The sequence below is a fragment of the Vreelandella sp. EE27 genome (genome assembly GCF_968206495.1).
Map to the genome: position 1 here is coordinate 2128700 of NZ_OZ309109.1, position 22362 is coordinate 2151061.

24 protein-coding genes are annotated in these 22362 nt (G+C 61.4%); 2 read left to right on the forward strand and 22 right to left on the reverse strand.

Annotated elements, in window-relative coordinates; all coding sequences use genetic code 11:
* Positions 1–376: 376 nt before the first annotated feature.
* From ACWHVV_RS10225 to ACWHVV_RS10235, 3 genes are all read right to left on the reverse strand, one after another.
* Positions 377–988 (reverse strand): superoxide dismutase, encoded by a 612-nt coding sequence (locus tag ACWHVV_RS10225; protein WP_447926153.1) that lies wholly within the window; start codon positions 986–988, stop codon positions 377–379.
* Positions 989–1208: 220 nt separating this feature from the next.
* Positions 1209–2135 carry an electron transfer flavoprotein subunit alpha/FixB family protein gene (locus tag ACWHVV_RS10230; protein WP_447926154.1) on the reverse strand — a complete coding sequence of 309 codons (927 nt, stop codon included), beginning with the start codon at positions 2133–2135 and terminating at the stop codon, positions 1209–1211.
* A 33-nt stretch (positions 2136–2168) separates the two neighbouring features.
* The gene (locus tag ACWHVV_RS10235; RefSeq protein WP_447528971.1) at positions 2169–2918 is read right to left on the reverse strand and encodes an electron transfer flavoprotein subunit beta/FixA family protein; all 750 of its coding nucleotides are present in this window, start codon (positions 2916–2918) and stop codon (positions 2169–2171) included.
* A 429-nt stretch (positions 2919–3347) separates the two neighbouring features.
* On the opposite strand from ACWHVV_RS10235, the gene ACWHVV_RS10240 reads away from it, so the two are divergent.
* The gene (locus ACWHVV_RS10240; protein ID WP_447926155.1) at positions 3348–5012 is read left to right on the forward strand and encodes an electron transfer flavoprotein-ubiquinone oxidoreductase; all 1665 of its coding nucleotides are present in this window, start codon (positions 3348–3350) and stop codon (positions 5010–5012) included.
* Positions 5013–5032: 20 nt separating this feature from the next.
* Here the strand turns inward: ACWHVV_RS10240 and ACWHVV_RS10245 are convergent, their stop codons facing one another.
* The 15 genes from ACWHVV_RS10245 to ACWHVV_RS10315 all read right to left on the reverse strand — a co-directional run bounded on the left by ACWHVV_RS10245 (position 5033) and on the right by ACWHVV_RS10315 (position 18131).
* A complete protein-coding gene (locus ACWHVV_RS10245; RefSeq protein WP_447926156.1) occupies positions 5033–7237 on the reverse strand; it encodes an ATP-dependent helicase in 2205 nt (734 codons plus the stop codon).
* Positions 7234–7797, reverse strand: a complete 564-nt coding sequence (locus ACWHVV_RS10250) for a DUF1285 domain-containing protein (RefSeq protein WP_447926157.1) — start codon at positions 7795–7797, stop codon at positions 7234–7236. The genes ACWHVV_RS10245 and ACWHVV_RS10250 overlap by 4 nt, the downstream gene beginning before the upstream one ends.
* 42 nt (positions 7798–7839) lie before the next feature.
* Positions 7840–8670, reverse strand: coding sequence for a TatD family hydrolase (locus ACWHVV_RS10255; protein WP_447926158.1), 831 nt, complete (start codon positions 8668–8670; stop codon positions 7840–7842).
* Positions 8671–8719: 49 nt separating this feature from the next.
* Positions 8720–9055, reverse strand: a complete 336-nt coding sequence (locus ACWHVV_RS10260) for a PilZ domain-containing protein (RefSeq protein WP_447926159.1) — start codon at positions 9053–9055, stop codon at positions 8720–8722.
* Positions 9056–9110: 55 nt separating this feature from the next.
* Positions 9111–10097: a DNA polymerase III subunit delta' gene (locus tag ACWHVV_RS10265; RefSeq protein ID WP_447926160.1), complete on the reverse strand. Its 987-nt coding sequence runs from the start codon at positions 10095–10097 to the stop codon at positions 9111–9113.
* Positions 10088–10741, reverse strand: coding sequence for a dTMP kinase (tmk, locus tag ACWHVV_RS10270; RefSeq protein WP_447926161.1), 654 nt, complete (start codon positions 10739–10741; stop codon positions 10088–10090). Before tmk ends, ACWHVV_RS10265 begins: the two co-directional genes overlap by 10 nt.
* A 53-nt stretch (positions 10742–10794) precedes the next feature.
* Positions 10795–11802 carry an endolytic transglycosylase MltG gene (gene mltG, locus ACWHVV_RS10275; protein WP_447926162.1) on the reverse strand — a complete coding sequence of 336 codons (1008 nt, stop codon included), beginning with the start codon at positions 11800–11802 and terminating at the stop codon, positions 10795–10797.
* Positions 11803–11820: 18 nt separating this feature from the next.
* Positions 11821–12621, reverse strand: a complete 801-nt coding sequence (gene pabC, locus ACWHVV_RS10280; protein WP_447926163.1) for an aminodeoxychorismate lyase — start codon at positions 12619–12621, stop codon at positions 11821–11823.
* Between the two features lie 6 nt (positions 12622–12627).
* Positions 12628–13866, reverse strand: a complete 1239-nt coding sequence (gene fabF, locus ACWHVV_RS10285; RefSeq protein WP_447926164.1) for a beta-ketoacyl-ACP synthase II — start codon at positions 13864–13866, stop codon at positions 12628–12630.
* 190 nt (positions 13867–14056) lie between these two features.
* The gene (acpP, locus tag ACWHVV_RS10290) at positions 14057–14290 is read right to left on the reverse strand and encodes an acyl carrier protein (protein ID WP_008956801.1); all 234 of its coding nucleotides are present in this window, start codon (positions 14288–14290) and stop codon (positions 14057–14059) included.
* 124 nt (positions 14291–14414) lie between these two features.
* Entirely contained in the window at positions 14415–15167 is a 753-nt protein-coding gene (gene fabG, locus ACWHVV_RS10295) for a 3-oxoacyl-ACP reductase FabG (RefSeq protein ID WP_447926165.1), read from the reverse strand.
* A gap of 44 nt (positions 15168–15211) precedes the next feature.
* Entirely contained in the window at positions 15212–16174 is a 963-nt protein-coding gene (gene fabD, locus ACWHVV_RS10300; protein WP_447926166.1) for an ACP S-malonyltransferase, read from the reverse strand.
* Positions 16175–16280: 106 nt separating this feature from the next.
* The gene (gene plsX / locus ACWHVV_RS10305; RefSeq protein WP_447926167.1) at positions 16281–17333 is read right to left on the reverse strand and encodes a phosphate acyltransferase PlsX; all 1053 of its coding nucleotides are present in this window, start codon (positions 17331–17333) and stop codon (positions 16281–16283) included.
* A gap of 42 nt (positions 17334–17375) precedes the next feature.
* Positions 17376–17546: a 50S ribosomal protein L32 gene (rpmF, locus tag ACWHVV_RS10310; protein ID WP_447528985.1), complete on the reverse strand. Its 171-nt coding sequence runs from the start codon at positions 17544–17546 to the stop codon at positions 17376–17378.
* Positions 17547–17582: 36 nt separating this feature from the next.
* The gene (locus ACWHVV_RS10315) at positions 17583–18131 is read right to left on the reverse strand and encodes a YceD family protein (protein ID WP_447926168.1); all 549 of its coding nucleotides are present in this window, start codon (positions 18129–18131) and stop codon (positions 17583–17585) included.
* 212 nt (positions 18132–18343) lie between these two features.
* Here ACWHVV_RS10315 and ACWHVV_RS10320 point away from each other — a divergent pair, with 212 nt between their 5' ends.
* The gene (locus ACWHVV_RS10320; RefSeq protein ID WP_447926169.1) at positions 18344–18946 is read left to right on the forward strand and encodes a Maf family protein; all 603 of its coding nucleotides are present in this window, start codon (positions 18344–18346) and stop codon (positions 18944–18946) included.
* Between the two features lie 2 nt (positions 18947–18948).
* Here the strand turns inward: ACWHVV_RS10320 and sppA are convergent, their stop codons facing one another.
* The 4 genes from sppA to ACWHVV_RS10340 form a co-directional block, all read right to left on the reverse strand.
* Positions 18949–20058, reverse strand: coding sequence for a signal peptide peptidase SppA (gene sppA / locus ACWHVV_RS10325; RefSeq protein WP_447926170.1), 1110 nt, complete (start codon positions 20056–20058; stop codon positions 18949–18951).
* Between the two features lie 25 nt (positions 20059–20083).
* The gene (locus ACWHVV_RS10330; protein ID WP_447926171.1) at positions 20084–20752 is read right to left on the reverse strand and encodes an HAD-IA family hydrolase; all 669 of its coding nucleotides are present in this window, start codon (positions 20750–20752) and stop codon (positions 20084–20086) included.
* Positions 20753–20762: 10 nt separating this feature from the next.
* Positions 20763–21704 carry an RluA family pseudouridine synthase gene (locus ACWHVV_RS10335; protein WP_447528990.1) on the reverse strand — a complete coding sequence of 314 codons (942 nt, stop codon included), beginning with the start codon at positions 21702–21704 and terminating at the stop codon, positions 20763–20765.
* A gap of 312 nt (positions 21705–22016) precedes the next feature.
* Positions 22017–22211, reverse strand: coding sequence for a hypothetical protein (locus ACWHVV_RS10340; protein ID WP_447926172.1), 195 nt, complete (start codon positions 22209–22211; stop codon positions 22017–22019).
* Positions 22212–22362: the final 151 nt, after the last annotated feature.

Sequence of the window (22362 nt, forward strand, 5' to 3'; positions counted from 1 at the left end):
TGGGGTAGAGCACATGTAGTACCCGCCCCCTTCGAAAGACACTACGAATACTATATATAGATCACAGCAAAATCAATTCAAGCATATCTAGTATTTTTTAATCCACAGGTTATTGACAAACTATGCCCAGCATAGCGATGCGGCCCCCGCGCGAGGTGGCGTTAAAAAAGCGAATTATTAGCGCCGGATCGACCGAATAAAATACGTTTTATCGGCTAAAAAATGCCCCGTTCGCGCTTTGTCTCGAAACGCGGTCCGACTGATCGAGCGCTGGCCGATTGACCAAAAAACGTCTTGTCCACAGCAAAAAAAAGCCCGGCTATTAAGCCGGGCTTTTTTGGGTGACGCGTTATGCGTGCACTAAGACGAACGCTTTTTAGGCAATAGCGGCCTGGTAGCGGCGCTCGACTTCTTCCCAATTGACGACGTCGAAGAAGGCAGCGATGTAGTCAGGGCGCTTGTTCTGATACTTCAGGTAGTAAGCGTGCTCCCAAACATCGAGACCCAGCAGCGGCGTATTACCATCCATCAGCGGGCTGTTCTGGTTGAGCGTGTTCTCGACCACCAGCTTTTTCTGCGGCGTCACAGAGAGCCACGCCCAGCCGCTACCGAAACGGCCAACGGCGGCTTTCTTGAACTCTTCTTTAAAGGTGTCGAAACCACCCAGCTCGCTTTCGATCGCCTTGGCAACGTCGCCCTGGGGCTGACCGCCACCATTAGGCGACATCATTTGCCAAAACATGGAGTGGTTGACGTGACCGCCACCGTTGTTGATCACGGCCTGGCGCTTGGCTTCCGGAACACGGTCCAGGTTGGCCACCAGCTCTTCGATCGCGACGTCTTCAAGACCGGTGCCTTCAAGGGCGCTGTTCAGATTGGTCACGTAGGTGTTGTGGTGACGCGAATGGTGAATTTCCATTGTCATCGCATCGATGTGCGGCTCGAGCGCGTCGTAGGCATACGGGAGTTCGGGTAGTGTATGTGCCATGTCATCATCTCCTTGAGTGACTTTCGATCTTCACATCAGTAGGTGCGGTCACGCCCTACTCTTTTCAACCATTCAAGCGGATTCTTTACTCAAAATGCAAACGCCGTCCGCCGCTGCGTGCCCCTAGCACTTTAGCTAACAAACAGGGCTTTATCTAATAGTGACGCAATAAAAAGCCGACTGCAAAGCAGTCGGCTAAACCGGGCGGCAAGACGCAGGCCTAAAGCTTGCTTTCAAGCGCCGGCAAGAGTTCGAACAGATCGCCCACCAGGCCGTAATCGGCGACCTGGAAGATCGGCGCTTCTTCGTCCTTGTTGATCGCAACGATCACTTTTGAATCTTTCATACCGGCCAGGTGCTGAATCGCCCCGGAGATACCCACCGCGATGTACAGATCCGGGGCGACGATCTTGCCGGTCTGACCCACCTGCATGTCGTTGGGCACGAATCCCGCGTCCACCGCGGCGCGGGAGGCGCCGACCGCAGCACCCAACTTGTCGGCGATGCCGTCGAGCAGTTTGAAGTTTTCGCCGTTACCCATACCGCGCCCGCCGGAGATCACCACCTTGGCGCCGCCAAGCTCGGGGCGGTCGGACTGGGCCAGTTCTTCGCTGACGAACTGCGACTGGGTATTCTCGACGACAGTATCCACTGCCTCGATCGCGGCGCTGCCGCCCTCGCTCACCGCGTCGAACGCGGTGGTACGCACGGTCATGACTTTCAGCGCGTCGTCGCTTTTTACCGTGGCGATGGCGTTGCCGGCGTAGATCGGACGCTTGAACGTATCGGGGCTATCGACCGCCAGTATCTCGGAGAGCTGGCTGACGTCCTTGAGCGCGGCGACGCGCGGCAGCACGTTTTTACCCGTGGTCGAGGCGCTGGCCAGGATGTGGGTATAGTCGTCGGCGAGGGCGACTAAAAGCGCGCCCAGCGGCTCGGCGAGCTGGTGGGCATAAACGCTGTGGTCGGCCAAGCGCACGCGGCTGACGCCGTCGAGCTTGGCCGCGGCGTCGGCTGCGGCCTGTACGCTTTCACCAGCGACCAGTACGTCGATATCACCGCCGATCTCGCGGGCAGCGGCCACGACGTGGGCAGTTGCGCTGGCGAGCTGGCCTTCGTGCAGCTCGGCAAGTACCAGAATACTCATGGATGACTCCTTAAAAACGGATGAACGCGACGGTTAAAGGACCTTGGCTTCGTTTTTGAGCTTATCGATCAGCTCGTCCACCGAGGCCACTTTCACCCCGCCCTTGCGCTCTGCCGGTGTTTCGACCTTGACGAGGCTCACTTTCGATGCCATCTCGACGCCGTAGTCCGCCGGCGTTTTTACATCCAGCGGTTTCTTCTTGGCTTTCATGATGTCGGGGAGCTTGGCGTAGCGCGGCTCGTTCAGGCGCAGGTCCGTGGTCACGATTGCCGGAAGCTTGAGCGCAACGACCTGCAGGCCGCCGTCGATTTCCCGGGTCACGTTGACCTTGTCACCGTCCACGGCCACCTCGGAGGCGAAGGTGCCCTGGGCCATGTTGGTGAGCGCGGCCAGCATCTGGCCGGTCTGGTTGTTATCGGTGTCGATTGCCTGCTTGCCAAGAATCACAAGCCCGGGCTGTTCTTCCTCGACCACTTTGGCCAGCAGTTTGGCAACGGCTAGCGACTCGGCGCGCTCGTCGGTTTCGATCTGGATCGCGCGGTCGGCGCCCAGCGCCAGCGCCGTGCGCAGCTGCTCCTGAGCAGCCTTGGGGCCGATGGTAACGGCCACGACTTCGGTGGCCACGCCTTTCTCTTTCAAGCGCACCGCTTCTTCCACGGCGATTTCGCAAAAGGGATTCATGGCCATTTTGACGTTAGTGAGATCCACGTCAGAATGGTCCGCCTTCACGCGGATTTTCACGTTGTAATCGATGACGCGTTTCACCGCGACCAATACTTTCATAGTTTCCTCGCTTGGCTTGGGGTAAAAGCCTCGACCTGGACGGGCATGGCCCGGCGTTGGCATTGCGCGCTATCGGCACGCGTAGGCTAACAGCAGCACCGAGGCGCCATGATGCGGGCGTTCGGCGAAATTCATTCAAGCGTTTGATAGACCGGCTTCAGGTCAATGTGCCACAGCCAGTCAACGCGTCACAATACCCGTCGATCAGCATTTTTGAACAAAAACGGCCTGTCGTCTTCTATTCACCCGGGCGCCAGGCTTTGCGCCCAAAGCGCCCACAACACCGATAAATACGGGGCGGACCATCGTAGAGGTGACCCGAGGCGGGTATTATGCCTATCATTGGGTATAACCAGAAGCAAACGACCGTTTAGAATTAAGGCCGTGTTTTCATAAGATACGGGCCTTATGAGAATAAGGAGAGACCAGGTGGAAAACGCAGAGCGCGATGTCATGGAAATGGACATTGTCATCGTTGGTGCGGGGCCATCAGGGTTGGCAGCCGCCTGCCGACTGATGCAGCAAGCCAACGAGGCCGAACAAGAACTAAGCGTATGCGTGGTGGAAAAAGGCTCGGAAGTAGGCGCCCACATTTTATCCGGCGCCGTATTCGAACCCCGCGCGCTTAACGAGCTTTTCCCCGACTGGCAAGAACGCGGTGCGCCCCTCAACACCCCGGCGACCCGGGACGATGTCTACCTTTTGAAGGATAGCGAGAAAGGCTGGAAGCTGCCCCATGCGCTAGTGCCCAAAAGCATGCATAACACCGGCGGCGACCAGACCCGCTACGTGATCAGTGCAGGCAACCTGTGCCGTTGGCTGGCCGAACAGGCCGAGGCACTGGGCGTTGAGATATTCCCGGGCTTCGCCGCCCAGGAAGTGATCATCGAAGACGGCGCCGTGCGCGGCATCGTGGTCGGCGACATGGGGGTGGCCGCGGACGGCACGCCCAAGGATGGCCACATGCCGGGCATGGAGCTTCGCGCCAAATACACCCTCTTCGCCGAGGGCTCCCGCGGGCATTTGGGCAAACGCCTGATCGAGGAGTTCTCGCTGGACGAAGGGCGCGACCCGCAGCACTACGGTATCGGCTTGAAGGAGCTTTGGGACGTACCCGCCGAACAGCACGAGCCAGGCCTTGTCCTGCACGGTTCCGGCTGGCCGCTGGACAATTCGACCCAGGGCGGCTGGTTTCTTTACCACGCCGAAAACCAGCAGGTGGTCGTTGGGCTGATCATGGACCTGGCCTACCAGAACCCCTGGCTTTCGCCCTTCGATGAATTCCAGCGCATGAAGCACCACCCCACGCTTTCCCAGTACCTGAAAGACGGCAAGCGCGTGGCCTACGGCGCTCGGGCGATCACCAAGGGCGGCTTCAACTGCCTGCCCCGCATGACCTTCCCCGGCGGGCTTTTGATCGGCTGCGATGCGGGCACGCTCAACTTCGCCAAGATCAAGGGCATCCACACCGCCATGAAGTCAGGGCTGGTGGCCGCTGAAAGCGTTTTCGAGGCGATCAAGGCGGGCGACGAAGGCGCCAATGAGCTGACCGGCTTCAACGACCGGTGGGAAGCGAGCTGGGCGTATGAAGAGCTCAAGGCGAACGCAAGCTTTGGCCCGGCGATGCACAAATACGGTAACGTCGGTGGCGGCGCGTTCAACTTCGTCAACCAGCTGGTCGGCAACAAGCTGCCGACCCTGCGCGACACGGTGACCGACCACGGTGCGCTCAAGCCGGCGGCGGAGTTCGAAAAGATCGACTACCCCAAACCCGATGGCAAGCTCTCCTTCGATAAATCTTCGTCGGTGTTTTTATCCAACACCAACCACGAAGAGGATCAGCCCTGCCACCTGAAACTTACCGACCCTTCGATTCCCATCGAGCATAACCTGCCCAAATACGCCGAGCCCGCGCAGCGCTACTGCCCGGCAGGGGTATACGAAGTAGTGGAAGACGAGGCGGGCCAGCCGCGTTTTCAGATCAACTTCCAAAACTGCGTGCACTGCAAGACCTGCGATATCAAGGACCCGGCTCAGAACATTACCTGGGTGGCGCCGGAAGGCGGCGGTGGGCCCAACTACCCCAATATGTAAGCGTGATGCGGCCGGCCCAGTCAGGCCGGCCCAACGGGGTCGAGGGAGGTAATCGGCGCGCGCCGGGCAATCAAACGGCGCCGCCCGGCCTGAACGAAGCGCACATCGATCACCGGATCGCCTGGACTCCCCTCCACGGCGGCCACCTCCCCTTCACCGAACACCTCGTGGCGCAGCTTCTGTCCGGGGTAGAACTCGGCCAGGGCTTGATAAGCGCCTTTCGACTCGTTGACCTCGGCGCAGGCCAGCGTAATATCCTCACGCCCCAGGCGCTTCAAGTAGCGCTCAATGAGCGCTTTGGCGCTTACCTGAAGCGGCATTTCCGGGGCGTTTCCATGCTCGAGCGCCTGGGCGATGCGCACGCTGTCCGACCAGCTACTCTCCCCAATGAAGCGGCTCGGGCGGTGGGCGCCGCCATCATGAAGGATCAAAAGCTGCTGCTGAGCCCGGGTGATCGCCACGTAGAAAAGCCGCCGCTCCTCCTCGAGGCGCTCGTCGCTTAGCGGATTATCGCGGCTGTAGTGCGGAAAATCCTCTTCGTTGACCCCGGCCACGGCCACCAGCGGCCATTCGAGCCCCTTGGCGCCGTGTACGGTGCTGATCAAAACCCCGCCCGCCTGGTTCTCTACCGGGCGCTCGAGCAGCTCGATAAAAGCATCCGGATCGTTGACACTCTCCGCCTGTTCGATCAGCACGTCGAGCAGACGCACGTCCTCCTCGCCCTTGTCACGACGCGCGGCGGCCCGCTTGAGCGTCTTTTCCGCCTCGATGGTGGTCACCACGTGTTGCAAAAGCTTCGCCGGCGGCCAGGCACTGAGGCGCGGCAGCTCACAAAGAAGCTCCCAGCGCTTTTTGAGCGTGCGCCGCTGAATCGGCTTGAGCGATGCGATGATCGGGTCGCTGCGCTCGGGAAAGGTTTGGGTGGCCGCTAGCTGGTGCGCCAGCTGGCTTAGCCGCTCGCGGGCCACGAAAGGCGTAGGCTGGGCCAGCAGCAAGAGCAACTGGGCCGGGTCGTGCAAAAGCGCCGGACGGCGCGCGAGTTTCAGATAGCCCGCCAGCGCCTGCACCAGGGGCAGGCGAAACACGAAACGGTCCTCGCGCAGCAGCCGGAAAGGAATACCTGCCTGCAAAAGCGCCAGCTGAAACGGCACCGACAGCGCCCAACTGCGCACCAGCAGGCTCGCCTCGTCGAAACGCCGCCCTTTCGCCTGCCAGTCGCTCAGCGCGTCGAGTAAAAGCCGCGTGCCCTGGCCTGCGTGAATATGGGTCGCCGCACTTGCCGGAGCGGCCAGACAGAGCTGGTCGGGCCGGCGGACGTTGTTCATGATGGCGTGATTGGCGGCCAGCGCCAGCGCGTGGCCATGGCGAAAGGTGGTCGATAGTGGGTAGTCGGCGGCGCGGCCGAAGGTGGCGGTGAAGTTTTCGAGCATGGTGTCTGGCCGCGCCCCGCGCCACTCGTAGATACACTGGTTGGCATCGCCCACCGCCATCACGCTCGCCGACGGCCCGGCCAGCACCTTCAAAAGGCGCTGCTGAGCGGTATTGATATCCTGGTACTCGTCGATGATGACGTGATCGAGAAACCCTTCGACGCGGGCTCTAAGCGAGGGGTCCGCCTCCAGCGCGCGAAGCGGCCGGTAGAGCAGATCGGCGTAGGTCATCAGGGCGTGACTTTCCAAAAGCCGCTCTGCCTCGTGAAAGGCGTCGGGAAAGTAGTCGCTCTCGTCGTCGAGATTCAGCCGCTCGAAGAGCGCCTCCGGCGTGCACATATCGGCTTTGACCAGCCCGCAAAAGTGGGCCAACGTTTCCAGGCGGTCCGCGTCCAGGGCCGTATCGCGGCGCTCGGCCTGGTCGGCCAGTACGTTCAAGCTCGCCTGGCGCAGCAGCCGCTCTAGCTGCCAGTCCGCGGAGAGCAGCTGTCGCGAGGCAAGCGCCCCCCAGCGGCAAAGGCTTTGGGTCAGCCGGTGGCCCAGCGAGTGAAAGGTGCGCACATCGGGCAGCGGCTGCCCTTTAGGGGCCATACTCGCCAGACGGCGCTGAAAGTCCTCCCGGGCGGAGCGGTTGAACATCAGTACCAGTATCCGTTTGGGCGCCACCCCGTTTTCGAGTAGCTGCAGCACCCGCGCCGCCATGGTGGTGGTTTTACCCGCACCGGCCACGGCGGCGACGCGCGCGTGACCGTTTACGTGGCCTACGACCGCGTGCTGTTCCGGGGTTAACTTCACGGCGTCTCGCTATCGCTACTTGAAGCGCTGTCCAGCTCGCCCAGGGGGTAATACTGGCCGGCGCTCTCCAGGCAAAGCCGCTGCCCCGCTGCGCTCTCCTCGAGGAGGGCCTGGTCGATCAACCGGTAGAACACGTTGCGATGAAGCCGCGCGGCCAGGCCAAAGCGGATGGCGACTTCCGGCATCCAGTCGCCATCCGGCGCGGCACTCAAGGTCATGGGGTGCACGTCGTCCAGGCGAACGACGTCGTCGAACTGGGTGGTGAACCACCAGGCGCCCTCTTTGAAATCCGCCTCGACGATGACGAAGGGGCAGTCTTCAACGGTGACCCGCCAGCGCTCGACCGGGGTCACCAGGCAAACGCCGGCCTCGTCCCGGCGCAGCAGGCGCGCCAGCAGGTGTGGGATTTCCGGGCGGGCAAAGCCGGTGCCTTCGTGGCGCCAGCTGCCGTCGGCTTGAATGACGATATCGATATCGCCGGAAAGCGCGGGCTGCCACTGATCCACCGGCGGAATATTCGCAGAAGCGGGCTGATGTTTGAGCAGTCGATCGATATTCATGGCGTCCTCAACCGCATGGTGTAAGCGTGACTCGAGTATGGTTCAAACCAGGCCGGATTGCGCTAGCGCCTGTTGGACATGGGCCGGGGCGTCGGGCACGGCGCCGCGAAAGAGCCGGTAAAAGTTGGCCGTGGTTTGCATGGCGACCTCGTCGACGCTGATGCCGCGCTCTGCGGCGATGCACTCGGCGACTTCCACCACCCAGGCGGGCTCGTTGGCCTTACCGCGATGAGGCACGGGGGCCAAATAGGGGCTGTCGGTTTCGATCAACAGCCGGTCCAGCGGCAGCGCCCGGGCAAGCTCTTTGAGCGAGGCAGCGCTTGCAAAGGTAATGATGCCCGACAGCGAAATATAAAACCCGAGCCGTATCGCTTCACGCGCCATGTCGATATCTTCAGTAAAGCAGTGCAGCACGCCGGCCACACTTGGGTCGGTGTGAGCACGCAGCAGCGCCAGCGTGTCCTCTTTGGCCTCGCGGGTATGCACCACCACGGGAAGTTCGAGCTCGGTAGCGGCGATCAGGTGGCGCTTGAAGCGCTCGTGCTGAACCTCGACACCGACACTGTCGCGGTAGTGGTAATCGAGCCCGGTTTCGCCAATGGCCACGACGCCGTACTGCTCGGCGGCTTCCTTGATATCCTCGACGCTCGGCTCGGCCTCGACGCTTGCCAGCGGGTGAAGTCCCGCGGAGATCGCCACGTCCTGGTGTTTGCGCGAAAGCGCAGCCAGCCCGGGCATATCGTCGAGGGTCACCGCAATGGCCAAAAACTGATTGACGCGTGCCGCGCGCGCCGCCTCGAGCGCGGCATCGACGTCGCCGCCGTGGGTACTTTCCGAGAGACGGTCCAGGTGGCAGTGCGAATCAACAAACATTCGGGCCTCGATAAACAGTGGAGCAGATAAAAGCGATAGAAAGGCGTGACTAGAGGGTAAACGAAGCCGGCGCGCTATCCAGCTGGCCGGCCAATAACGTCTCGATCTTGTCGCGCACCGGGTAGTCCTGATGGCTAAAGTGGACCCCGATACCCGCCATGCGCCGCCCGCTGATGCCAGCAGGCGAAACCCATACGACGTTGCCAGTCACGCTGAGCCGTTCGCTTTCACCGGGCAGGGAAATCAGCAGATGCACCACCTGGCCAAGGCTATAGAACGTCTCGACGGGCACGAATATGCCGCCTCGCTCCAAATAAGGCATGTAGGCCGATAGCAGCGTGGGAATATCCGGCACCGTTAGCGAAAGCGCTTTTTGAGCGGTCATCGATACCTCCTGGACAGTGGGCGGCGGTAGAGACGGGTAGCGGCTCGGCTGCCGGTCAGGAGCGTAAAAGCGCCGACCAGCGTACCAGCCAGGCTTCGAGCACTAGCTGCGGATTGGGGTTGGCGCCGGCAAAAAGGAGCCGACGCTGTTCCCGCGCGTAGTCCAGAAGCCTAAACCAGTCCTGAACACGGGCGTTTTTCACCGCCTGACGATAAAGAGGCTCCAAATCCGGGTTATGGAGCGCCGTGGTTTGCCCGGTCAGCCCCAGCCGAATCAGGTCCTCAAGCCAGGCGATACCGTACCATAGAATGGCGTCGATCGCCTGACGATCGAGCCTGGCCGCCTCGGAAACCGGCTCGGCGCCGCGCACCAGCTGCTCGAAGCTGTCGTGGATTTGATGGCGCAGCGCGCGCTCTTGTGGAGCGGCAAGCTCTACGGCCAAAAGCGGCAGACCGCCGGAAACCTGCCACCAAAAAAGCGCCTCTTCGCTACCCAACTGCTCGGTCAGCCAGCCCTGGCAGCGCTCGAAGGCCACATTGGGTAGCGACCACTGCTGGCAGCGCGAACGGATCGTCGGCAGCATCCGTGACGGCACGTCCGACAGCAAAATGAACAGCGTTCTTTCGCCGGGCTCTTCGAGGCTTTTGAGCAGCGCGTTGGCGGCGGCGCTGTTCATCGCCTCCGCCGGGCTGATCACGATCACCCGATAGCCGCCCTGCTGAGCGGTCTGGTGGACGAAGCGGTTAACCTCGCGAATCGGGTCGATGCGGATCTGGCGCTTGCCTTCGTCGAGCGCAATACGCATCAAATCCGGATGATAGCCCGAGGCCAGCATACTGCAGCTGTGGCAGTGCCCACACGCCTGGCCGTTTTCGGGGTGCGCGCAGAGCGTGCGCGCGACCAGGGCCTCGGCCAGCTGCTGCTTGCCGACCCCGTGAGCACCGCTTAAAAGAAGCGCATGGGGCATGCGCCCCTCCTCGGCCAGGCGGGTGAACTGCTGCCATACTTCGCCATGCCAGGGAAGCAGATCCGCTAGCGCCATGGCAGCACCCGCTCAGTCAACGCGTTTTCAAGCGCGGCCTGGACCTTTTCGAGGGGCTGTTCCGCATCGATCACCGCAAAGCGTTCGGGGCTGGCATCGGCGCGAGCCCGGTAGGCACTTCGTACCGCGCTGAAAAAGTCCGCCTGCTCCTGTTCGAAGCGGTCGCGCTGGGTGTTTTCCGCGCGCAGCCGCCCCTCGAGGCGATCCCTGGCGGCCCGGGGGGACATGTCCAGCAGCAGGGTCAAATCCGGCGCCAGCCCCTTTTGGACGAACTGCTCGAGGATCTCGATACGCTGGACATCGATACCGCGCCCACCGCCCTGGTAGGCAAAGGTGGCATCGGTGAACCGGTCGCAGACCACCCAAGCCCCGCGCTCGAGCGCCGGGAGTATTTTTTCGGCCAGGTGCTGGGCCCGAGCGGCGAACATGAGCAGAAGCTCGGCGTCGGTATGCAGCGGCTCGTCGAACGTGGTGGCCAGCAGTAGCGCGCGGATCGATTCGGCAACCGGTGTACCACCGGGCTCACGCGTGCAGACCACTTCGAGCCCCTGCGCCTCGAGCCAGGCGGCCACAAACGCGACGTTGGTGGACTTGCCCACTCCCTCGCCCCCTTCCAGGGTAATAAAGCGCCCGCGCTCGGTCATTGAAACCTCATAAAATAGCTTTCCAGCGCCGGGGCTTGCCCGGCGCCCTCTCGTTACTGGTTGCGAATATAGCGGTTGACGGCGTTGTTGTGCTCTCTGAGCGTGCGCGAGAAATGGTGCGTGCCGTCACCTTTCGATACGAAATAGAGCGTTTCGCCAGGCAGCGGGTTCACCGCCGCCTCCAAGGAAGCCGCACCGGGCATGGCAATCGGTGTGGGGGGCATGCCGTCGATCACGTAAGTGTTGTAGGGCGTGGCTTCGCGCAAATCCGCCCGGGTAATGCGCCCTTCATAGCGCTCGCCCATGCCATAAATCACCGTCGGATCGGTTTGCAGGCGCATCCCCTGCTCCATGCGCCGCTTGAACACCCCAGCGATTTCGCGCCGCTCTTCCGGCGCGCCGGTTTCGCGCTCGATGAGCGAGGCCATGATCAAGGCCTCATAGGGCGTATCGATCGTCAGATCGTCGTCGCGGTTTTGCCAGGCCTCATCGAGCATTCGCTCCATACGCTCGATCGACTGGCGCAGAATGTCCACGTCGCTCATGCCCAGGTGGTAGCGGTAGGTATCCGGAAAAAACCAGCCCTCGGGGTAGGTGCCTTCCCGCTCCAAAACCGCCATGACCTCCGCATCGCTCAGCCCGCTGGTTTCGTGGGCGAGCTTTTCGGCACTATCGAGGCGCGCGCGCATCTGAGCAAACGTCCACCCCTCGGGAACGGTGAGCCGATAGGTGACCACGTTGCTGCTTCCCAAAAGCTCCATGACCTCCATCGCGCTCATCTCCGGCGTGATGCGATACTCGCCCACCCGCAGCCGGGGGATGCGCTCCGGCGCTACCCGGGCCAGTAGCCGGAATGCCCAGGTGTCATCGACGATGCCTTGCTCGTCGAGCTCGCGAAGGGCCTGGTTGAACCCTGCCCCCGGCGGTACGTAGTAGAGCGTAGGCTCATCGAGTGCCACCGGCGCATTGAGGCGGCTTTGCCAGTACACGTAGCCCCCGGCCAACACGGCAGCGGCCAGCACCACCAGAACCAAACCTGCGGTCAGTAACCGTTTCACCATGTTACTCAAAGCCTCGTATCAAAATGATTCAGGGTAACCCAGCAAGCGGTGCGCCTGGCGTTGAAGCGAAGCATCGCCTCCCCGCCAGGTATTGAGCACCTCGCCCCGGCTATCGAGCAGGGTGCGTACCGGCCAAACGCCCTGAACGGAGTTGCCCACCCAAAGCCCTTCGACGCTTGCAAACGCGCCGACATCGAGCTCGCCCTCGAGCACCGTGCCTTGTTCGACGAGCGCTTCACGCAGCGTACCGGCCACCCCGCACCGCTCGAGCCCGGGGGTGTAAATGCGCCCCTGGTCGGACCAAAAAACGTTCATGCTGATCGCCTCGATCACGCGCCCGCCCGTGTCGGCCAGAATACCCTCATGAATATCCGGGGACTCCCATTCCTGGCGTGCGAGCACGTTCTCGAGACGATTCAAGTGTTTGATCCCCGCCAGGCGGGGCTGATGCCCCAAACGGAGATCGCAAAGGCGCACGCATACGCCCTCGCGCCAGCGCTCTACCGGGGCCGTAAACGGTCGACGGCTTAGCAGGAGCCTCGGTTCGGGTGGAAGCGGCGCTTTGTATCCTTGGCCACCGCTGCCCCGGGTCAGCACGAGTTTGAGCACTTCAAGCTCGCTATCCGGGGCGCGGGTAAAGCTTGCCTCTAGATCCGAAAGCGCTGGCATGGGAATTTGCAGGCGCTCACAGCCGCGGGCCAGCCGCTTTACGTGGTAAGACCACAAAAGCGGCTGGCCCGCGCGCATTAGCACCGTCTCGAACAGCCCATCACCATAAGCGAGCCCACGGTCGTCAACGGGCACCTGGGTGGCGGACATGAACGCTTACACCCGCGTAAACAGCAGCGAGCCGTTGGTGCCGCCAAACCCGAAGGAGTTGGAGAGCGTAGTGTCGATGCGCATCTCGCGCGCCGTATGGGGCACGTAGTCGAGATTGCAGCCTGGCTGGGGGTTATCCAGGTTGATGGTGGGCGGTGCGACCTGGTCACGAATCGCCAAAATGCAGAATACCGCTTCTACCGCGCCGGCCGCCCCCAGCAGGTGGCCAATCATCGACTTGGTCGAACTGACCGCCACGTTTTTCGCACCGCTTCCGATCACGCGCTCGATGGCCCGGCTCTCGGCCAGGTCGCCGGCCGCGGTCGAGGTACCGTGGGCGTTGATATAGTCCACCTTCTCCGGGTCGATGGCGGCATCCTTGATGGCGTTGCTCATGGCAAGCGCCGCGCCACGGCCGTCTTCCGGCGGAGCGGTCATGTGATAGGCGTCATCGCTCATGCCAAAGCCCGAGAGTTCGGCGTAGATGTTCGCCCCGCGCGCCTTGGCGTGCTCGTACTCTTCGAGCACCAGCACACCGGCGCCGTCGGAGAGCACGAAACCGTCGCGATCCGCATCCCAGGGGCGGCTGGCCGCCTGAGGGTCGTCATTGCGCGTGGAAAGCGCCCGCGCCGCGGAGAAACCGCCAAGCCCCAGCGGCGTCGTGGCCATCTCGGCGCCACCACACACCATGACGTCGGCATCCCCGTAGGCGATGGTCCGCGCGCTGTAACCAATGTTGTGGGTACCGCTGGTACACGCCGTGGTGATCGCAATGTTCGGCCCCTTGAAGCCGTGCTGGATCGCCATGTTGCCCGAAATCATGTTGATGATGGAGCCCGGTACGAAAAACGGCGAAACACGCCGCGCCCCGCCCTTGTTGAGCGCATTGTGGTTCTGTTCGATCATTGGCAAGCCGCCGATACCCGAGCCGATCGCCACGCCGATGCGCTCGGCGTTCTCGTCGGTGCACTCGATACCGGCATCGGTGATGGCCTGACTACCCGCGGCCATGCCGTACTGGATGAACAGGTCCATCTTGCGGGCGTCCTTGGGATTGAGATACCCGCTGATATCGAAATCCTTGACCGACCCTCCAAAGCGCGTATTGAAGCTGCTGGCATCAAAATGCTCGATCGGCGCTATGCCGCTTTTACCCGCAACGATGTTGGCCCATGACTGTTCGACCGTATTGCCGACCGGTGTCACCAGGCCCAACCCGGTGACTACTACCCTTCTTCGCGCCATCAGCTCTCCTCCCGGCATCCTTGGTACAAGACCCTTAACGGCCATTGCTGAAAAATTTTGTCTAGTATAACGGAGATTGCGGGGTGAATTCACTCAACCTCCGATACAAAAAAAGCCGCCCTGAGCCAGGGCGGCTTTTTTCACGCCGGGTAGTCACCGACTACCCGAAGCTCCTGCGTCGACCAAACCCTTACTGATGGGCGTTGACGTAGTCGATGGCCTCTTGAACCGTCGTGATCTTTTCGGCTTCTTCGTCAGGGATTTCGGTGTCGAATTCCTCTTCCAGCGCCATTACCAGCTCAACGGTGTCAAGCGAGTCAGCACCCAGGTCTTCAGTAAAAGAAGAGCTGTTCTGGATGTCCTCTTCTTTCACGTTCAGGCGCTCAGCCACAACTTTTTTAACGCGCTCTTCAATAGTACTCATCAACGTACTCCAGTCATTCACAGTTAGCCGTATTGATAACCAGCTAGATAGGAAACCGCAAGCAAAAAGCTGCGGGGTAGTTTATAGACGCCCCGGGGCCGACGCAACCGCCAACCCCAGGCCATCAACGCATATTCATGCCGCCGTTAACATGCAGTGTCTCGCCGGTAATGTAGCCGGCGGCATCACTTGTCAAAAAGCCGACGGCGGCGGCAATTTCCTCGGGCCCGCCCAAACGTGCCAGGGGTATCTGCTTCAACAGCGCCTCGTGCTGCGCTTCGGGCAGCGACTCGGTCATATCGGTGGCGATAAAGCCCGGAGCAACGCTGTTCACGGTAATCGCCCGGGAGGCGACTTCGCGTGCCAGCGCCCGGCTAAAGCCTTCCATGCCTGCCTTGGCAGCAGCATAGTTGGTCTGGCCAAGATTGCCCATAGTGGCCACCACCGAGCTGATCGACACGATACGCCCAAAGCGTGCCTTTGTCATACCGCGAAGGCAAGCTTTACTTACACGATAAACGGATTTCAGGTTGGCATCCATGACCGCGTCCCACTCGTCCTCTTTCATACGCATCAAGAGGTTATCACGGGTGATACCGGCATTGTTGACCAAAATGGTAGGCGCCTCGAAGCGCTCGTTGATCGCTTTCAATACCTGGTCGATGCTGGCCTGATCGGTGACATCCAGACACAGGCCAGCGCCTTCGATACCCTGTTCTTTCAAATCGTCGTCGATTTTTTGGGCGCCAGCTTCGCTGGTGGCGGTGCCGATCACGATTCGACCCTGACGGCCGAGCTCGTGGGCGATGGCACGACCGATGCCCCGGCTGGCGCCGGTGACCAGCGCAACTTTACGTTCCTGACGTTCCTGGGTCATAACGCTTTGCCTTTAACCATTTAAGAGTTTGTGCAGTGTAGCGCTTAGGCGCTGCTGTCGGCCAATGCTTCGCGAGCAAGCTCGAGCGCCTGGTCCAGCGAGTCCGGGTCGTTTACTGCAAGCCCTTTGCTTGCGCGCACGATACGCTTATTGAGCCCGGTTAGCACCTTGCCTGGCCCGCACTCGATGAATACGTTCGCGCCCTGCTTGGCCATCGCCTCTACGCAGGTGGACCAACGCACCGGCTGATAGAGCTGCTCGATCAACCGGGTGCGCAGCGTTTCGACATCGGAGTGCGCCAGGCCGTCGACGTTTTGAACCACGGTGTAGCGCGGCGTGCGAAATTCGATGTCTTTCATGTAGTCACTCAGCCGCTCGGCGGCCGGGCGCATCAGCGCACAGTGCGAAGGCACCGACACGGGTAATGACATCGCCCGCTTGGCACCGGCTTCCTGACAGGCCACGATGGCGCGTTCAACGGCTCCCTTGTTGCCGGCGATCACCACCTGACCGGGCGAATTGTAGTTCACCGCGGAGACGACCTCGTTGTGAGCCACGCTCTCACACGCCGCCTCGACAGCGCTGTCATCGAGGCCCAAAATGGCCGCCATGCCGCCTTCCCCTTCGGGCACGGCGTCCTGCATGGCTTCGCCGCGCATGCGCACCAGGCGCACGCCTTCGGCAAATCCCATCACCCCGGCGCACACCATGGCGCTGTACTCGCCCAGGCTATGGCCGGCCATGATGCCAGGGCGCGGGCCTTCGAGCTCTTGCCACACGCGCCAGATCGCCACGCTCGAGGTCAAAAGCGCCGGCTGAGTGCATGCCGTTTTGTTGAGCGCCTCTTCCGGGCCATCCTGGACGATTTTCCATAGATCGAAACCCAAAGCGTCTGACGCTTCCTCAAATGTCGTTCCCACCACGCTATAGCGCTCGGCCAGTTCGCGTAGCATGCCAAGCTGCTGCGAACCCTGGCCGGGAAAAACGAGGGCAAGGGGTTGAGACATGTCGTTCACCTTTGCTCTAGTAGGCATTTGCTCATCCGAGCGTATGGGCAGCATTACCGGCGCCGACGCGACGCCTGGACCTGCCAATAAACTATTCAATAAACCATCAATGCGTTGTTGTGATACCCGAGACGCGTGCGCCCCGCTCGTTTAGCAGGCGCTCGATCCGCGCGGGCAAATTTTGCGCCACTTCGTGCAGCGCGCGCTCAATAGCGTAGTAGAAACCATCGGCTTGGGTACTACCATGGCTTTTGAGGACACTTTTTTTAAGCCCTAACAGACTCGCCCCGTTATAGCGCACTGGATTCAACTCCTGTTTGAGCTGGCGCAATAAAGGCCGAATCAACAGGCTCGCCAGGCGAGCGCGAAAGCGCGACTCGAACGCCACCCGGGTACGCTCGGCCAGCATCCGGGTCAAACCCTCGCTGGCCTTGAGGGCCACATTACCGACGAAGCCATCGCAGACGACAACGTCCAGGCTCCCCTGGTAGATGGCATCACCCTCAGCGTAGCCACGGTAGTCGAAACCCAGCGCTGCGCTATGCTTCTTTAACACCTGGTCGGCTTCGCGCACGCAGGCACTGCCTTTCATGGCTTCGCTTCCCACGTTCAAAAGCGCCACTTTGGGCCGCTCGACCCCGTCCAGGCACTGCGCCATCGCCGCACCCATGATGGCGAAATCGACGAGCCTGGCCGGCGGCGAATCCACGTTAGCCCCCAAATCGAGCAGATAGCAGCGCTTTTGCTGCCCGCTGGGTATGGACGCGCTGATTGCCGGACGCGAAAGGCCGTCGAACAACCCAACTTCGCGCCGGGCAAGGGCGACCAGGGCGGCGGTATTGCCCGCGCTTAGCCCCGCCACGGCATCGCCTGTTGCCACGCAGCGCAGCATGGCAGCCATACTGGTGGCCTGGCCATGGCGCAGCGCCCAGGCAGCCGTGGCATCCGGCAATACCTGTTCTGGCGCATTACTGACCGCCAAACGTGACGTTGCCGCAGCCAGGGGCCGCGGCAAACGTGCTAACTCAGCCGCCAGGTGCTGAGACGGACCAAACAGAACCAGCTCGAGGTCAGGGCGTTCAATCACCGCTCTGGCACAGCCTTCGATGATGACGCGGGGGCCCTGGTCGCCCCCCATGACATCAATCGCCAGGCGCACGAGATTCTGGCTCTGCTTTGCCGCTTGAAAGAGACTCGAGGCTTATACCTCGACCACCTTACGACCGCGGTAGAAACCATCCGGCGCGACGTGGTGGCGCAGGTGTGTCGTACCAGTTTCTTTGTCCTGAGACAGCGTCGGGCCTGTCAGGGCATCGTGGCTACGACGCATGCCGCGCTTGGAACGAGTTTTACGGTTCTTTTGAACTGCCATGAGTAGTTACTCCAAAAGTGGATGGGTAAGTGCTGCTTATTTCTTACCGTCGGATGAATCTTTATCCTTCAAGGCGCCAAGCACCGCAAAAGGATTCGATCGAGGCGCGGGCTCTTCGTCCGCGCCGTCGGTTTTACTGACCAGTTGCTCTGCCGAGACAAAGCACTCTTCCTCGGCGTGGTAGACCACCTGAGGTAAGCTAAGGATCAGCTCGTCTTCGATCACGGTGAGCAGGTCCAGCTGTTCGCGCTCCACCAGCACGGGCTCGTGACTGGCGGGCAGCTCGGACGCCAGCGCCTCGTCGGACACCATGCCCAGAAGAAAGTCGCTGGAGACATCCTGGCTCAGCGGCACCAGACAGCGCCGGCACGCAAGCGAAAGCGTTGCGCGCAACTGGCCACGAATTTCACGGCGACCCTGGGCATCGATACCAAACTCGAGCGATGCAAAGCACTCGCCGGTTTGTTCGCCTGCCTCTTCGGCAAGACGTGGCAACTTATCAAGCGCCACTTGGCCTTCGAGTCGTTCGTGGCGGGCTGCAAGCTTGTAAGGCTCAACCCGACTGGGGAGTTGTGAGGTCGACATAGGCGCGCAATGATAGGCACTCGCCGCGGCGCTGTCAAAGCCGTGCCGCCTTTTCTTCGCTGTTTTGTGCGCAAACCAGTAAAATACCGCCGCGCCGGCACTTTTTAATTAAAATATTTATACGCGCACGCGTTTAGCCACCACGTATCCCACCGCTTCCCAGGCGCGGGAGCGCATCATTTAAACGCACCACTTACCCAATGGAGAATGCAGTGCCCGAAACCGCTAACGCCCCCCTGGTACTCGCCTCGAGCTCACGCTTTCGCAAGGCACTTCTCGACCGTCTGGCGCTGCCTTACCAGTGCTTATCGCCGGATATCGACGAAACGCCCCAGGCCGATGAAGCACCCGAGGTACTGGTGCGCCGGCTGGCGCTGGGTAAAGCCAGCGCCGTTGCCCAGCACTTTCCCCACCATTTGATCATCGGTTCGGACCAGATCGCGCTGTTCGACGGCGAGATTCTCGGCAAGCCGCACACCGCCGAGCGCGCCTGCGCCAACCTGGCCCGTTTTTCCGGCAATAAAGTCACCTTTCTTACCGGCCTTGCGCTGCTGGATACGCGAACCGGTCAAAGCGAGGTGCATGTCGAGCCTTTCGAAGTACTCTTTCGCACGCTCGACGAAGCGGAAATCGCCCGCTACGTCGCGCTCGAGCAGCCGCTGGATAGCGCCGGCAGCTTTCGTATGGAAGGGCTTGGGGTCACGCTTTTCGAATCACTCAACGGGCGCGACCCCAACGCGCTGATCGGCCTGCCGCTGATCGCGCTTTGCGGGCTTCTTCGCCAAGCGGGCATGGACCCGCTCGGCGAGTGTTAGCGTTAGCGCGCCTGAAAGCGCAGCGGCGACTGAGTGCTTTCAATGCCCAGAATCTCGGCCGCGGCCCCGGTAAAGCGACGGGTAAGACGCTCGAACGGGTCGAGGCGAGGTGTGTAATCTTCCCACACCGCCTCGCCCACCTGATCCCGGGCGACCTGTTCCAGGCTTGCCAGCTCGTCGATCAGCCCAAGCTCCATGGCCTGCTCGCCGCTCCAAATAAGCCCCGAGAAAAGCTCGTCGCTTTCGACCAAGCGGCCGTCTCGGCCAGCAACGACGTCGTCGATGAACTGCTGGTGGGTTTGGGTCAACACGCCCTGCCAGAACGCGGCAATGTCTTCATCCACCGGCTGAAAGGGATCCAAAAACGCCTTGTTCTCACCGGCGGTCATCACGCGGCGCTCGACACCCAGCTGATCAATCGCTTCTTGAAAACCGAAACCTGCGTAGATCACGCCGATCGAGCCGACCAGACTCGCCGGTGAGGCGACGATGACATCGGCGGCGGAGGCAATGTAGTAGGCGCCACTGGCGCCGATATCCTCGATGACCGCAATGATCGGCTTATCGCCCTGCTCGCGAAGGCGCATGATTTCGGCGTAGACCCGCTGGGACTGCACCGGGCTTCCACCGGGGCTGTCGATATGCAGCACCACGGCGGTGGCACTGTCGGTCTCCCAGGCCCGGTTGAGCCCTTTGATGATGCGCTCGGCGTTCGCCGGTGAGTCGCCCGCTATAACGCCACGTACCTCGACAAGCGCCAGGTGCTCCTGAGCGAGGGCGGCGCTGCCGGATTCCGCAAAGAAGGCGCGATACACCGTAAAGGAGATGACCGACAGCACCACCAAGAGGATCAATAGGCGAAAGAAGAGCTTCCAGCGCCGACTGCGGCGCTGTTCGGTGAGCACACCGCCGATCCAGCGATCCATCATCTCGATCTGGGCCAGACGCTGACGCTCGCGAAGCGTTTCGCTGGTATCGTTTGCTGCCCCGGCCGTGCTCTCCTGGCCTTTGGCGGCGCTGACTTCCGGGCCTTGGGTCCAGCGATCCGCCGCGCCTTGCTCATCCAGGCGCCGCCGCGGCCGGCCGTCCTGCTGTTCTTTATCGGTTGCCATCGTCATGTTTCCTGTACGCAGTCGGTTACAAGGTTGCCGGCCTGGTGCCGTCAAGCCAGTTGAAGAGATCATCCACGCTGTGTGCCACCCACTTGGGCTCGCTCGCTTTCAAACGGGCCGGTGTATGCACACCGTAGGTCACCCCGACCCGATCCATACCGATCGCGCGGGCCATTTCCAGATCATACTCGGTATCCCCCACCATCACCGCCCGCGACACGTCGACATCGAGCTCTGTTAAAAGCTCGTTGAGCATTTGCGGGTGGGGCTTGGAGCGGGTTTCGTCGGCGGTGCGGCTTGCGTGAAAAAAACCGCCGCTATGCGTTTGCTCAAAAATACGGTCCAACCCGCGGCGGCTTTTACCCGTTGCCACCGCCAGCCGCTGACCGGGCGTTGAGCGCAGGCGCTCGAGCCCTTCCTCGACCCCGTCGAAAAACGGCATGGGCGTAGTATTCAGGTGTACGAAGTGGTGCGAGTAGCGCTGCCTGAGGGTCTCGGCCTGGGCGGGTCGAATGCCCGGGCAGAGAGTCGCAATCGCTTCGGGAAGGCCCAAACCGATGATGTTTTCGATATCACCCACCGCGAGCTCGCCCCACTCGGCTTCCAGAGCGGCGGCCTGCATACAGGCGACGATTTTCGGCACCGAGTTCATCAGCGTGCCGTCCCAGTCGAAAATGATGAGCTCAAAACGCATGGATCGCTCCTCAACGGCGCGCGCGAGCAAGCGCGGATTCCAGTGCCTCGGGCAGCGGCGCCTTTACCGTGACCGGGCGCCCGTTACCCGGCTCGGGAAAGGTCAACGCGCGGGCGTGAAGAAAAAGCCGTTCGACCTTGAGCTGGCGGGTCATGTAATTACTCTCTTTAGTGGCGTACTTGTCATCGCCCAAAAGCGCGTGGCCTGCGTGAGTGGCGTGCACGCGAATCTGGTGGGTGCGCCCGGTCACGGGCTCGGCCTCGATCAGCGTGGCCTTCTCGAAGGTTTCGAGCACCTGGAAGTGGGTGCGCGAGACCTTGCCGTTCGGGTCGACCCGCACACGACGCTCGCCGTTACCGGCATCATAACGATCCAGCCGGGCACTGACGTAGGTCTTGCGCGCCGGCCAGCGCCCGCTGACCAGGGCCACGTAGCGCTTGTCCATGCCGTGCTTTTTAAGCGACTCGTTCAAAGTGACCAGCGCCTCGCGGGATTTGGCCAGAAGAAGGCAGCCAGACGTGTCGCGGTCGAGCCGGTGGACAAGCTCCAAAAAGCTCAGGTCATCACGCACCTGCCTAAGCGCCTCGATCAGACCGATCTTCACCCCGCTACCGCCATGGACCGCCAACCCCGAAGGCTTGTTGAGCACCATCCAGTCCGGGCCTTCCATGATCACACTGCCGATCAGCAAGTCGCGCAGGTTGTCGCTCACCTCTTTTTGCGCCTCCCGGGGCGCCAAACGCAGCGGCGGCACCCGGACCAGATCGCCGGAGGTTAGCCGGTAGTCGACCTTGACGCGCTTTTTGTTAACGCGCACCTCACCTTTACGCACGATGCGATAGATCAAGGCGCGGGGCGCCCCTTTTAAACGGGTCATCAAAAAATTATCGATACGCTGACCCGCCTGTTCCGGGGCGATTTCCACCCACTGTACTTCACGCCCTTCGGCCATCGCCGCATGCTCCTGGTCGGTTTTTACAATATCAGGCTAAAGCGCCATTCTAACGTAGTGCTCGAGCCATTGCGTCAATTGCTGGCGGTTGGCTTTACTGTTATATTCGAGGCGGCTCATTGGTATGGCGTGACCCACCGTAAGGTCAGCCCGACGAACGCTGCGGTCATCGCGTTTTAAGCGCCCGCCTCTCGTCTTACGCCATACGCAAGCGCCTGCCCGACTAACACGCAGGCCCGAGCAAAGGTTTTATGGATTAGTGTACGCATTACCCATGACCGAAGGTTAGAAATGAAAGACCTCTACCGTTTTTCAAACGATAGAGTCCATGGCGCTACCTGATTGGCCGCCATGAGTGATTTGAATACACGTAACGTCCAAGGCCGAGCCGCTTTGCTGCACCTTCTCGACCTTGGGCGTCAGGATCAACGCTGTGCCGATACCGGCGTTGACGAATCGATGAATGCCAGGTGTTGGCGGTGTCAGCAGGGCCGGATGGACGCACAAGCCACCGAAACACGTCCTGCCTCCGCCACGTACTCAACGCCCACCAACCGGCGGGCCACCACGCCCCCGGTTCAATGCGTCAGCATAGCCATGCGCCGAGCACAAGCACGCAGCAAAAGCGATTCGTCGACGCTACCGCCTTGACGGCGGA